Below are 11,418 nucleotides of genomic sequence, written 5' to 3'. Positions count from 1 at the left end.
GGTTGTGGCCGCATCAGCGGCCACACCCACTTCGATCAGCTCGTCGGGAAGTCGTCCGGCGTGCGCATGCGTTCGCGCACCCAGACACCCGCCGGCTTCAGCACACCAGTGCCGCTGAAGTTGTTGCCGGAACACGTGCCGGTCTTGAACACCGCGCCCGACCTGTTGTCGTCGGAGAAGTTCCAGTTGGCCCAGGAGATCTTCTTGCGGGCCATCAGGTCGATGTACTTCTGCGACGTCGTGAAGTCGTTCGCGCCGTCACCGGACGCGGTCTGCGTGCCGAACTCGGTCACGAACACCGGAACCGCCGAGGACACGCGATCAAGCACGTTGATGTAGTCCTGCTTGTGCGAGTTCGCGTAGAAGTGGAACGAGTACATGAAGTTGGTCGCGTTGACCTTGTTGTTCAGCACGACCGACGCGTCCTCGCCGTCGGAGTAGCCGAAGGTCGACCAGCCGTGCGTGCCCGAGACGATCAGGCTGTCCGGGTCGATGTTGCGGATCACCGGGATCATCTGCTCGGCGTAGGACTTGACCTTCGACCACGAGACCTCGTTCGGCTCGTTCGCGATGTCGTAGATGATGTTGGTCTTGTCCTTGTGCCGCGTGGCGATCTCGGTGAAGAACGTCTTGGCGCGCGACAGGTTGTAGTTCGGGTCGCCCGGCGAGAGCTGGTGCCAGTCGACCAGGACGTAGATGCCGCGCCGGGTCGCTTCCTCGATGTAGCTGTGCACCAGGTCGGTGAACTTGCGCGGGTTGGTCTCGTACCCGCCTTCCTGGATGTACATCGCGGTGCGGATGAAGTCGCCGCCCCAGTCGTCCACCAGTGCGTCCCACGAGGCGGGCTTGATGCACTGGGCGTACCACTGCAGGCCGTGTGTGCTCATGCCGCGCAACTGGATGGGCTTGTTGTACTGGTTGCACAGCTGCACACCACACACACGCAGCAGGCCGTTGATGTCGTGCGGCCTGGTGCCGCCGGGCGTGCCCGGCGTGGTCTTCACGGTCACCGAGTTCGACGGGCCGGAGAGGTTCCCTGCCGCGTCACGGGCCTGCACGGTGAAGGTGTACGACGTGTCGGGCGTCAGGCCGGTCACCGTGTGGGTGGTGCCGGTCGCGGTCTGCCCGTTGGACAGCACGTACCCGGTCACGAGCACGTTGTCCGTGGAGGCGTCCCACGCCAGGGACACCGACGAAGCGGTACTGCCCGTCGAGCGGAGGTTGCCCGGCACGGTCGGGGCGACCGTGTCCGGCGGGCCCGACGGCGGTTCGACGTCGAGGCGGTCGAGGTTCGGGCCGCCGTTCGCCGTCGTCGCGACGGTCTTGATCGTGTTGGCGCCCGCGTTCAGCGAGACCGTGGTGGTGCGGGTCTGCCACGTGGTCCACGCGCCCGTGCCGGGGAACGAGAGCTCGTCCGCCGCCAGCGAGCCGTTCACCGAGACGTCCATCGGGCGGTTCGCCGTGGTGCCGTTGGCGAACCGGAACGTGAGCGTCGCCTGCCCCGCGCTCGGCGAGGTCACGGTGAACTCGACGGAACTGCCGACCTCGTTGTCGTAGTTGACGAAGCCCGAGCCGGTGAAGCCGGCGTGGTTGGACTCCACGACGCCGTTCGCGATCGTCGCGCTCTCCGCCTGGTACTGCGTGGGGGCGGCGACCGCGACGGCGGGTATTGCCAGGGTTAACGCTGCCGGGATGACCAAGAACAGGGATCTGGCCACAGGGTGCCTCCTGTGTAAGGGGAACAGCAGGGTGCGGCGGCGATTTAGTTAGGAAGGTTTCCTATCCGATGTGCGTTGAATCACAGCACTAGACCACTGCTCGTGTCAACAAATTCGGGCGACCGGAACAAGTCGGATGCGGCATCCTGCACACCTGATGCGATCCACAGTCACCGTGACACCAGCACAGCTTCCGGAGGTGCTGCTGCACGTCGCCGTCGTCCGGCCGGTCTTCCTCTGGGGAGCACCGGGGATCGGCAAGTCCTCACTCGTCCGCAAGTTCGCCGCCGAGCTGGGCCTGGAGTGCGTGACGCTGCTGGGCACGCAGCTCGCGCCGGAGGACCTGATCGGAGTTCCGGAACTGGTCGGTGGCCGATCCCGGTTCGCCCCACCGGAATCCATCGCCCGGCACGACCCGTACTGCCTGTTCCTCGACGAGCTCAACGCCAGCAGCCCCGAGGTCCAGAAGGCGTTCTACTCGCTGATCCTGGACCGCCGCATCGGCTCCTACGAGCTGCCGAAGGGCTCGATCGTGATCGGCGCCGGCAACCGCGCGGTCGACAACGCCCTGGCGCGTCCCATGGCGTCCGCGCTCGTGAACCGCATGGTCCACGTGCACCTCACCGCGTCCGCGACGGACTGGCTGGGGTGGGCGCGCGAGAACGACATCCACCCGTGGGTGCTCGAATACCTCACGCAGCGCCCGGACCACCTGTGGAGCGCGGCACCGAAGGTCGAGGAGACGTTCTCCACGCCGCGCGGCTGGCACATGCTGTCCGACGCGCTGCACTCGTTCGGCGACGACATCTCCGAGGACATCCTCGGCGTGCTCGCGTTCGGCACGGTCACCGCGAACCACGCCTCGATGTTCAAGGCGTTCGTGAAGACCGTGAAGCACGCGTACGGGCTGGAGGCCGTGCTGCGCGGCGACGTCCGCTGGCCGTCCGCTCCAGGAGACCGCGACCTGCTCTACTTCCTGGCCGAGGCGTTCCGCGCCCGGCTGGTGAAGGAGCTGCCGCACGACAAGGCGCACGCCCCGGCGGCGGGCAAGCAGCTGGCGCACCGCGGCAAGGCGCTGCTGCTCGAACTGGCCGAGCTGTCGCTGGAGATCGCGCAGATGGTGATCGCGGCCGACGACGACGGCAACGCGGTGCTGCCCACGTGGTTCCTCGTCGAGGTCACCCGTGACCTGCCGCGCCTCGTCGCGGCACGGGCATGAGCTCGCGCAACAAGATCGACCCCGGTGCGGCGGCGTTCGACGCCGCCCACCGGCTCGTCGCGAACCACCCGCTGTTCGCCGCGCTGGGCGTCTACTTCTACCGCCGCTCCGACCACGACTGGGCCGACGTCTCGCTGGACGGCGGCCTGCACGCGCACCCGCAGCGCCGCGCCGACGAGGCCGAATGGGCGTGGGTGTTCGCGCATTGCCTGCTGCACCTCGGTTTCAGCAGCTTCGACTGCGACGAGGTGCTCGACTTCCAGACCGCCGTCCGGCTCGGCACCAGACCGCGTTCGTGGGAACCGGGATCGTGCGTGCGCGGTGGTCCGCCGAAAGATCCGAAGAAGTGGGCGGACCGGTTCGCCAACGGGCTCTCCAACGCCGCCGTCGCAGCGGTCGACGTAGCGGGTGGCGCGCGCTCTTCGTTGTCCGACGCCCGGCCGTTGAAGACGGAGTGGGATCTCGCGCTGAGCTGGTTCGTGTCGAACTATCCGCTGCTGGGCGCGCTGGCGTCGTCGATGACGGTGGTGGCGGACGTGGAACTGGCGCGGGGCTGGGACATCGCGATCGCGGCGGTCTCCACTGCGTCGGCGGAGATCTACGTCAACCCGCTCGCCGGACTGACGCGCGAGGAGTGGCGGTTCGTGCTGGCGCACGAGATGTTGCACGCCGCGTTGCGCCACTGCGACCGGGTCGGCGGGCGCGACGAGTACCTGTGGAACATCGCCGCGGACTTCGTGGTGAACGGCTGGCTCATCGAGATGGGTGTCGGTTCCGCACCGGAAGGCTTGCTGCACGATCCCGAACTGCGCGGGTTGTCGGCGGAGTCGGTGTACGACCGGATCACGACGGATCTGCGGCGGTACCGCAAGCTGCTGACGTTGCGGGGCAAGCAGGGCGACCTGCTCGGTGAGCCTCTGCGCGGCCCTTCCGACATCACGGATCTGGACGAGTTCTACCGCCGTGCCCTGTTGACCGGACTGAGCTATCACACGGTGTCGCGCGGTCTGCTGCCCGCCGGGTTGATCGAGGAGATCCGCGCGCTGGAGCACCCGCCGCTGTCGTGGGACGCCCAGCTGGCGCGGTGGTTCGAGGAGTTCGTTCCCGCCGTGGAAAAGCGCCGCACGTACGCCCGTGCGTCCCGGCGGCAGGCATCCACTCCGGACATTCCACGGCCGGGCTGGGTGCGGCCGGAGTCGCTGGAGGCGCGGCCGACGTTCGGGGTCGTGCTCGACACGTCCGGCTCGATGGATCCCCAGCTGCTGGGCAAGGCGCTGGGCGCGATCGCCTCCTACGCCGCGGCACGTGACGTGCCCGCCGCACGCGTGGTTTTCTGTGACGCGATGGCATATGACGCCGGATATGTGCCCGTCGAGGACATCGCGGGCCGGATGAAGGTGCGCGGGCGCGGCGGCACGGTGCTGCAGCCCGGCATCGACCTGCTCGAACGCGCCGGCGACTTCCCGGCGAGTGGCCCGATCCTGGTCATCACGGACGGTTACTGCGATGTGCTGCGGATCCGGCGCGAACACGCCTTCCTCATCCCGGCGGGCTCGCATCTGCCGTTCCGCGCGCGTGGACCCGTGTTCCGGATGTCCTGATGGAGATCGCCTGCGACGAGTCGGGATCCGAGGGTGAGAAGCTCGTCGGCGGGGTCACGGCGGTCTTCGCGCACGCGGGTGTGCGCATGTCGCGGGAGGAGGCGCTCGGCTGCGTCGCCTCACTGCGGGAGATGATCAAGTCGCCGGCGCTGGAGTACAAGGCGAACCACCTGCTGCGGCAGAAGAACCGGTGGGTGCTGCTCTGGTTCCTCGGACCTCGCGGGCCGCTGGCCGGACGGGCCCGCGTGCAGCTCGTGGACAAGCGGCGGTTCCTCGCCTCACGGGTGCGCGCGGAGTTCGGGGCGGTTTCCGGGCCGCTGGAGCACTACAACGACCTGCTCCGGGCTCGCGGACCGCGCGGCACGCTGGACCCGTTGTTCCCGGCGATCTTGAGGGCGGTGGCGCAGTGGGGCGGGCCGGTGTCTATCGTGCACGACCAGCAGCTGTCGTTGACGGACGGGCGGATCCGGCAGCTCAAGAAGCTGGCGCCACGGCTGGAAAGCCTTACGCTGGTGGACTCGCAGTACGACGCACGCGTGCAGGTCGCCGACTTCCTGGCCGGGATCGCGCGGCGCGTGGCGGAGGAAGAGCTGAACGGGCGGCCCGACCGCGAGGTGATCGACCTGTTGATGCCTTTTGTCGTTGGACCGAGGATGTGGAATGCCTGACCTGATCTTCAGTGACACGCGGCTGGCGCGGATCTACGACGCGTTCGACGGGCCGCGCGACGATCTCGCGCTGTACACCGGGATCGCGGACGAGGTCGGGGCCGCCAGCGTGCTCGACGTCGGTTGCGGCACGGGATGCCTGGCGGTGCTGCTCGCCGAGTCGGGCCGTTCGGTGGTCGGGGTGGATCCGGCGCTGGCGTCGCTGGAGATCGCGCGGGCCAAGGACTCCCGGGTCACCTGGATCCACGGCGACGCGACCTCGTTGCCACCGCTGGCCGTCGACCTGGTGACCATGACCGGGAACGTGGCGCAGGTGTTCCTGGGCGACGACTGGGAAGCCACGCTCCGGGGCGTGCACCGCGCGTTGCGACCGGGTGGGCACTTCGTGTTCGAGACGCGGCGGCCGGAGCGACGGGCCTGGGAGGACTGGGCGCGCACGAAGCCGCGGGTGCTGGTGGGGGTGCGTGAGCAGCTCGAACTGACCGGCGTGAGCCTGCCGTTCGTGTCGTTGCGGCACATCTACAGCTTCCCGGACGGCACCGCGATCACCTCGGACTCGACCCTGCGGTTCCGCTCGCGCGCGGAGGTCGAGCAGAGCCTGGTCCGGTGTGGCTTCAAGGTCGCCGACGTGCGGGACGCACCGGACCGGCCGGGTCGCGAGTACGTTTTCATCGCCCAGAAATAGAACCGGCACAGCAATAGAACTGGCACAGAAATAGGACTGGCACATGGCGTTCGGCTACATCGGGTCGATGAGGACCAAGCCCGGTCATCGCGACGAGGTGGTGGCGATCCTGACCCGCGGCGAGGACGGCCTGCGGGCCGCGGGCTGCCGCCTCTACGCGGTCGGCCTCGACCCCGAGGACCAGGACAAGATCTGGATCAGTGAGATCTGGGAGTCCGCCCAGCACCACGCCGAGTCCTTGCAACTGCCCGAGACGAAGGCCGCGATCGCCGAGGCCATGCCGATGCTCACGGGCGAGTTCTCCGGGCAGCGCGTCGAGATCGTCGGCGGCCTCGGCGTCAGCTGACGAGGGCGGGCTGCTTCCAGGCGTGCACGAGCCACGGCAGGATCCGCGGCATCCGGTCGGCCACGATGTCGTGCAGCACCACGATCATCCGCCCGGACTGCTCGGGCCCGGCGTCGAGCCACACGGCCTGCATCAGCACGCCGGCCTGCAGGTCGAGCCCCGCCTCCGCCCGCGCCAGTGCGGCGTCGGTGGCGGCGGCGGGGTCCACGACCTCGATGTGCGCGAAGCCGGAACGGCACAGTTCGGGATGCAGTTCCACCAGGGAATCCACGGCGGCGGCCAGGCGTCCCACGCCCAGGCCGGCCCGAACCTGCACCGTAATCGCTCTCACGTTAGGAGACCCTAACTCAAGCTCCACGCGGGATCGCGCCCACTGAGTCCAAGGACACGGTCGAGCAGCGGCGCGTCCGAGCCGACCTCCACCGCGGCTCCGAACAGCGAGCCGTCGCGGTCGTCCGGGCCGATCGACGACACGAAGCCGTGGACGACCTGGAGCAGCTCCTCCTCGACGGCGAACGGCTGCCCGGTCGCACGCGCGAGATCCCAGCCGTGCAGCACGATCTCGTCCAGCGCGACCGCACCCGCGACCTCGCCGGGCAGGTCGACGCCACCCGCCCTGGTCATGCCGTCCCAGGCGCCTTTCGCCCGCCACGCCTCCGCGAGCTCACCCAGCCGTGCGGGGATCGACTCGCGGAAGTCGAGCGGTAGCCGTGCCGCGTCACCGGCGGCCGTGCCTTCGAGCGGGGTCTTCAGCGCGGCCATGGTGAACGCCACCGACAGGCCGTTGATGTGGTCGAGCAGATCGCCGACCGTGTATTCGGGACACGGGGTCGGGGCCTTGAGGGCCCCGTCCGTCACGTTGCGCACCAACCCCGCCAGCCGATCGGCCGCGGGTGTCAAGTCGAACATCAGTAGCCGTCTCCTCCCCAGAACGTCTCCTCGAGCGTGTCCGCCGTGCCGGCGAGCAGCTGGAGCGGGTCGGTGAACTCGTGGATGTCGAGGTCCTGCAGCGGCAACGAGTGCCGCACCACGACGTGCTCCCCCATGATCGCGAGACCGCACGCGACGGTGGACTTGCCGACCTCCTCCAGCACCTCGCGGAGGTTCACGTCCTTCGCGAGGCCGCAGGGAGAGGCGATCTGCACCCACTCGTGCATCTTGTCGAGCACTTCCCGGACGATGATCACGACCTGCGTGCGCTCATCGTCGCCCTCGTCCTCGTCCCCGAAGGTGAAGAGGATCCTCAGCTCCTCGTCCTCTTCGTGGATGACGTCGTACTCGGCGCGGACATAAGCCGCGAGGTCTCCCCAACTCGCCATGGCGCAACCCTACTTGCCGCGATCGCCCACAGCCCGACGACCAGCACCGCCGCCACCTCGGTCGCGAGCAAGATCCTCTCGATGTAGCCCAACGGGAACACCCGCCACCACCGAACGTCCGACGCCACCCCCAGCGCAATGGCGTAGAGCAGCGGCGTGAATGCGACAACACTGGCCACACCGGACAGCATCGTGAGCTTCGCGTGCTTTCCCCACACGTGGTCCCTGAGCCACGGCCGGGCCAGCAGGATCACCGCGATCGGCAGGCTGACGAACGCGATCATGCTGCCGAACCGGTGAATGCCGCCGCTGAGCTCGTTGGTGCCCTCCGCCCAGTTCGTCTTGGGGAACGCGACCACGAGCAGCAGGCCCGCAGACCACAAGGTGAGCGCGATGGAGCCGCCTGACCGCCACCTCATCAGTCCCATGCGGACGAGTGCGGCGAGGATGGCCAGGGAACCCAGGGCCAGCAGCACCACGGCGACGTCGAAGACCGGGCGGTAGTCGCCGAGCGCGTACTCGCTGATCGTGCGGCGCAGCGGGCCGACGGTCAGGTCGAGCACGCCGACCAGGGCCACCGTGGCGACGACGGCGAGTGAACCGCCGGTGGCGGCCAGTCGAGGATTCAGCACATAGCGGCCAACGCCGGGGTGAAGCCGCGCGGTTCCTGGATTCAGGAAGCCGACAGGATGCTCCCAGCTTCTCGACAGGTTCAGCGGTCGGGACGGAACCTCGACCGGCCCGACGTGAGCGCGCTCTGGAAGCCGGAAACCCTGGTGTCCCCGTCGAACTCGGGGCACCACGGCTGCTGGTCGGCGTCGATCCGGAGGGTCAGGCCGTGGCCGGTCGTGTAGCGGGCCGCGGTGGCCGCACGGGAGCTCCAGTGCGGCAGGTAGTGCGGACGCCACCGGTCCAGCGTCGTGAACCGGTCCTCGAACTCCAGCTCTCGTCCGGTCATGTCACCGAGGGCAACTCCTACCTCAGCGCTTGGGCCGCTTCCTGTTCCACCGCGTCGGCGACGGCGGTGAGCGCCGGGGAGTCGAGCTTCCACTGCTGCCAGTACAACGGGATGTCGACGGTGCGGCCGGGCGCGAGGTCGACCAGGCCCTCCTGGAGTTGCTGCGGAGGCACCATGCCCCAGCCGAGGCCTGCCACGATCGCCCGCACGTACACCTCGGACGAAGGAACGTAGTGGCGGTGGTCGGACGCGCCACGGCCGCGGGTCAGTGTGCGCACGAACCGGTCCTGCAGGTCGTCGTTGCGGTCGAACACCACCACCGGCGCGCCGGGCAGCCACGACTTGACCGGGCCGTTCGCGTATCTGTCCAGATAGGACCGCGTTGCCATTGCGGCGTAACGGATGCTGCCCAGCTTTCGCACCTCACACCCCGCGACGGGCTCCCGCGAGGACGTCACCGCCGCCATCACCAAACCCTGCCGCAGCAACGCCGTCGTGTGGTCCTGGTCCTCGCGGTGGAGGTCGAACGAGATCTTGAGCTGCGTCGGAACGCGTTGCAGTGCGGGCAGGAACCAGGTCGCGAGCGAGTCGGCGTTCACCGCGATCGGCACGCGCACGACGGCGTCCTCGCCCAGGGCCAGGTCGAGGTCCTGATCCAGAGCGAGCAGTTGCCGACCGTAACGGACCAGCACCTCGCCCGACGGCGTGAGCCGCACCGGCCGCGCCCGCACCAGCAGCACCCGGCCCGTTCGGTGCTCCAGTGCCTTGATCCGTTGCGAGACAGCGGAAGGCGTGACGTGGAGATTGGTGGCGGCGGCGTCGAACGTGCCCGCGTCGACGACCGCGAGCAGCGTGCGCACCAGGTCGAGATCCATCACAGCTGCTAATGGTACGTAAGAATCTTTAGCTGGTCTCATCAAGGCCGCGTAAATATCGTCGCAGGGGTGACTGACCTGCTGCTCGGCTTCGGCACCATGATGACCCTGATCGTCGCGATCGGCGCGCAGAACGCTTTCGTGCTGCGCCAAGGACTTCGACGACAGGCCGTGGCGAAGGTCGTGGCCGTGTGCGCGCTTTCCGACGCGATCCTCGTCGCGGTGGGCGTCGCCGGGTTCGGCGCGATCGTGCGCAAGTGGCCGTCGGCGATCACCATCGCGGCGGTCGTCGGCGGTATTTTCCTGCTGGGGTACGGGTTTCTGGCCGCGCGCCGCGCGTTGCGGCCGTCCGCGATGCAGGTCGACGGCACCCCTCCAGGCCGCCCGGTGCTCACCGCCATCGCACTGACGTGGCTCAACCCGCACGTCTACCTGGACACGGTGCTGCTGCTCGGCTCGATCGCGGCCGGCCGGTGGCTGTTCGGCGTGGGCGCGGTGACCGCGAGCGTCACGTGGTTCGTCGCGCTCGGCTTCGGCGCCCGCCTGCTCAGCCCGTTGTTCGCGAAGCCCCGCGCGTGGCGGGTCCTGGACGGCGTGATCGCGGCCGTGATGATCAGTCTCGGGGTGACCCTGATCGCCGGGTGGTGATCATCACCAGCACCGCCGACACGGCCAGCACCCCACTCGCCACGGGCACCGCGGCACCGGCGAGAAGGGACGCCGACGCCAGCCCCGCGCTGACCAGAGCACCGATGACGACCCGCGGCCGAAGATCACCCACGTCGATGACCATAACCCACGACACGCCCATGTTGGGTGGTGATCCAGACCCCACCCCCACATGTAGTATCTGCCGCGCTGGTGGTTCACCGACCCGGAGCAACGGGCTCGGTGAGGCAAGAGGGAACCTGGTGCGAGACCAGGACTGCCCCGCAGCGGTGAGTGGGAACGAAAGCCGTCAACGAAGCACTGGGTAACCCTGGGAAGCGACGGCCGGTAGGCACGAGTTTGGTGCCCACGAGTCCGAAGACCTGCCACTGGTGTGCGCGCAAGCCTGCGCGCACGACACGGTGCCCCGAGGGAGGGCGGCTGTGTGCACCAGTGGTGTCTTCGCTGGCGTGCGCTGCGCGTTTCCCCGGGCTTGGCTCGCGAGGAGAGAGCGTGCCCGACCGCCTTTCAGTGGTCATCAACGAAGCGTGTGCCGACCTGCCCAACGCCTCGGCCGAGGCGGTTCTGGCCGAGACCAAGCGAAATCTCTACGCCGGCATCACGGACGCCGAGCTCGCCCTGGCGCCGATCATGGCCGCCCGCACGATGGTCGAGCACGACCCGGACTACTCGTACGTCAGCGCCCGCCTGCTGCTGGACAAGCTGCGCGCCGAGGCCTGCGGCATCCCCTTGTCGCACGCGGAGATGACCGAGCGCTACCCGGCGTACTTCGCGTCGTTCGTCCAGTACGGCATCGAGCTCGGCCAGCTCGACCCGCGCCTGGCCTCGTTCGACCTGGTCAGGCTCGGTACCGCGCTTCGGGCCGACCGCGACCTGAGCTTCCAGTTCCTGGGCATGCAGACCCTGTACGACCGCTACTTCCTGCATCACGACGGCCGCCGCTACGAGCTGCCGCAAGCGTTCTTCATGCGCGTCGCCATGGGCCTGGCCCTCGAAGAGGAAGACCGCGACGCCCGCGCGATCGAGTTCTACGAGCTGCTGTCGTCGTTCGACTTCATGTGCTCGACCCCGACGTTGTTCAACTCGGGTACCACCCGGCCGCAGCTCTCGTCGTGCTTCCTGACCACTGTGGACGATGACCTCGCCGGGATCTTCCACGGCATCAGCAACAACGCACTGCTGTCGAAGTTCGCCGGTGGTCTCGGCAACGACTGGACGCCAGTGCGTGGCATTGGCGCGCACATCAAGGGCACCAACGGCAAGTCGCCGGTGCGGGCGTCCCCCATCCAGTCCGCGACCTCGTTCGTGTGCTCCGACGGCTTGAAGACCTCCAGGCCGGGGCGGGACGGGATGAAGTCGC

General features: G+C 68.5%; 15 protein-coding genes and 1 riboswitch. Of the genes, 7 read left to right on the top strand and 8 right to left on the bottom strand.

The genetic code is table 11. The annotated features are described in order from the left end of the window. Positions 1-35 precede the first annotated feature (35 nt). Complete coding sequence (locus ABZX92_RS43225) at positions 36-1,718, bottom strand: cellulase family glycosylhydrolase (protein ID WP_355571561.1); 1,683 nt, start codon at positions 1,716-1,718, stop codon at positions 36-38. Positions 1,719-1,875: 157 nt separating this feature from the next. On the opposite strand from ABZX92_RS43225, the gene ABZX92_RS43220 reads away from it, so the two are divergent. The 5 genes from ABZX92_RS43220 to ABZX92_RS43200 are packed head-to-tail and all read left to right on the top strand — an operon-like array spanning position 1,876 to position 6,237. Then, complete coding sequence (locus ABZX92_RS43220; protein WP_355571559.1) at positions 1,876-2,937, top strand: MoxR family ATPase; 1,062 nt, start codon at positions 1,876-1,878, stop codon at positions 2,935-2,937. Next, the gene (locus ABZX92_RS43215) at positions 2,934-4,538 is read left to right on the top strand and encodes a hypothetical protein (RefSeq protein WP_355571557.1); all 1,605 of its coding nucleotides are present in this window, start codon (positions 2,934-2,936) and stop codon (positions 4,536-4,538) included. The genes ABZX92_RS43220 and ABZX92_RS43215 overlap by 4 nt, the downstream gene beginning before the upstream one ends. Beyond that, positions 4,538-5,206 carry an NAD-dependent protein deacetylase of SIR2 family gene (locus ABZX92_RS43210; protein WP_355571555.1) on the top strand — a complete coding sequence of 223 codons (669 nt, stop codon included), beginning with the start codon at positions 4,538-4,540 and terminating at the stop codon, positions 5,204-5,206. Before ABZX92_RS43215 ends, ABZX92_RS43210 begins: the two co-directional genes overlap by 1 nt. Beyond that, positions 5,199-5,891, top strand: a complete 693-nt coding sequence (locus ABZX92_RS43205; RefSeq protein ID WP_355571553.1) for a class I SAM-dependent methyltransferase — start codon at positions 5,199-5,201, stop codon at positions 5,889-5,891. Before ABZX92_RS43210 ends, ABZX92_RS43205 begins: the two co-directional genes overlap by 8 nt. A gap of 43 nt (positions 5,892-5,934) precedes the next feature. Beyond that, positions 5,935-6,237 carry a putative quinol monooxygenase gene (locus ABZX92_RS43200; RefSeq protein ID WP_355571551.1) on the top strand — a complete coding sequence of 101 codons (303 nt, stop codon included), beginning with the start codon at positions 5,935-5,937 and terminating at the stop codon, positions 6,235-6,237. On the opposite strand, the gene ABZX92_RS43195 is transcribed toward ABZX92_RS43200, so the two are convergent. From ABZX92_RS43195 to ABZX92_RS43170, 6 genes are all read right to left on the bottom strand, one after another. Continuing rightward, entirely contained in the window at positions 6,230-6,568 is a 339-nt protein-coding gene (locus ABZX92_RS43195) for a hypothetical protein (RefSeq protein WP_355571549.1), read from the bottom strand. The two genes, ABZX92_RS43200 and ABZX92_RS43195, sit on opposite strands and share 8 nt — an antisense overlap. Before the next feature lie 11 nt (positions 6,569-6,579). Then, entirely contained in the window at positions 6,580-7,146 is a 567-nt protein-coding gene (locus ABZX92_RS43190; RefSeq protein WP_355571547.1) for a TIGR03086 family metal-binding protein, read from the bottom strand. After that, positions 7,146-7,556, bottom strand: a complete 411-nt coding sequence (locus tag ABZX92_RS43185) for a hypothetical protein (RefSeq protein WP_355571545.1) — start codon at positions 7,554-7,556, stop codon at positions 7,146-7,148. The genes ABZX92_RS43190 and ABZX92_RS43185 overlap by 1 nt, the downstream gene beginning before the upstream one ends. Then, on the bottom strand, positions 7,481-8,188 hold the full coding sequence (locus ABZX92_RS43180) for a DUF998 domain-containing protein (RefSeq protein ID WP_355571543.1): 708 nt from the start codon (positions 8,186-8,188) through the stop codon (positions 7,481-7,483). The genes ABZX92_RS43185 and ABZX92_RS43180 overlap by 76 nt, the downstream gene beginning before the upstream one ends. 80 nt (positions 8,189-8,268) lie before the next feature. Then, complete coding sequence (locus ABZX92_RS43175) at positions 8,269-8,514, bottom strand: hypothetical protein (RefSeq protein WP_355571542.1); 246 nt, start codon at positions 8,512-8,514, stop codon at positions 8,269-8,271. Between the two features lie 17 nt (positions 8,515-8,531). Then, a complete protein-coding gene (locus ABZX92_RS43170; protein WP_355571540.1) occupies positions 8,532-9,389 on the bottom strand; it encodes a LysR family transcriptional regulator ArgP in 858 nt (285 codons plus the stop codon). Between the two features lie 99 nt (positions 9,390-9,488). On the opposite strand from ABZX92_RS43170, the gene ABZX92_RS43165 reads away from it, so the two are divergent. Further along, on the top strand, positions 9,489-10,037 hold the full coding sequence (locus ABZX92_RS43165; RefSeq protein WP_355571562.1) for a LysE/ArgO family amino acid transporter: 549 nt from the start codon (positions 9,489-9,491) through the stop codon (positions 10,035-10,037). Here ABZX92_RS43165 and ABZX92_RS43160 read toward each other — a convergent pair. Then, positions 10,003-10,170: a hypothetical protein gene (locus tag ABZX92_RS43160; RefSeq protein WP_355571538.1), complete on the bottom strand. Its 168-nt coding sequence runs from the start codon at positions 10,168-10,170 to the stop codon at positions 10,003-10,005. The genes ABZX92_RS43165 and ABZX92_RS43160 overlap by 35 nt on opposite strands. Before the next feature lie 64 nt (positions 10,171-10,234). After that, positions 10,235-10,443: riboswitch (cobalamin riboswitch) on the top strand. A gap of 107 nt (positions 10,444-10,550) precedes the next feature. Between ABZX92_RS43160 and ABZX92_RS43155 the strand changes: the two genes are divergently transcribed. Beyond that, a partial coding sequence (locus ABZX92_RS43155) for a ribonucleotide reductase N-terminal alpha domain-containing protein (protein WP_355571536.1) occupies positions 10,551-11,418 on the top strand: 868 nt, incomplete at its 3' end.

The organism is Lentzea sp. NPDC006480 (assembly GCF_040611995.1).
Taxonomy (GTDB): Bacteria; Actinomycetota; Actinomycetes; order Mycobacteriales; family Pseudonocardiaceae; genus Lentzea.
Note: the sequence above shows the minus strand (reverse complement) of the source record. Positions and strands in the feature narration are given on the sequence as shown.

What these genes read in the sequence shown, in the direction of transcription:
- ABZX92_RS43220 (WP_355571559.1), top strand. Translation starts at nt 1,876, where the DNA reads ATGCGATCCACAGTCACCGTGACACCAGCACAGCTTCCGGAGGTGCTG.
- ABZX92_RS43215 (WP_355571557.1), top strand. Translation starts at nt 2,934, where the DNA reads ATGAGCTCGCGCAACAAGATCGACCCCGGTGCGGCGGCGTTCGACGCC.
- ABZX92_RS43210 (WP_355571555.1), top strand. Translation starts at nt 4,538, where the DNA reads ATGGAGATCGCCTGCGACGAGTCGGGATCCGAGGGTGAGAAGCTCGTC.
- ABZX92_RS43205 (WP_355571553.1), top strand. Translation starts at nt 5,199, where the DNA reads ATGCCTGACCTGATCTTCAGTGACACGCGGCTGGCGCGGATCTACGAC.
- ABZX92_RS43200 (WP_355571551.1), top strand. Translation starts at nt 5,935, where the DNA reads ATGGCGTTCGGCTACATCGGGTCGATGAGGACCAAGCCCGGTCATCGC.
- ABZX92_RS43190 (WP_355571547.1), bottom strand. Translation starts at nt 7,146, where the DNA reads ATGTTCGACTTGACACCCGCGGCCGATCGGCTGGCGGGGTTGGTGCGC.
- ABZX92_RS43185 (WP_355571545.1), bottom strand. Translation starts at nt 7,556, where the DNA reads ATGGCGAGTTGGGGAGACCTCGCGGCTTATGTCCGCGCCGAGTACGAC.
- ABZX92_RS43175 (WP_355571542.1), bottom strand. Translation starts at nt 8,514, where the DNA reads ATGACCGGACGAGAGCTGGAGTTCGAGGACCGGTTCACGACGCTGGAC.
- ABZX92_RS43170 (WP_355571540.1), bottom strand. Translation starts at nt 9,389, where the DNA reads ATGGATCTCGACCTGGTGCGCACGCTGCTCGCGGTCGTCGACGCGGGC.
- ABZX92_RS43165 (WP_355571562.1), top strand. Translation starts at nt 9,489, where the DNA reads ATGATGACCCTGATCGTCGCGATCGGCGCGCAGAACGCTTTCGTGCTG.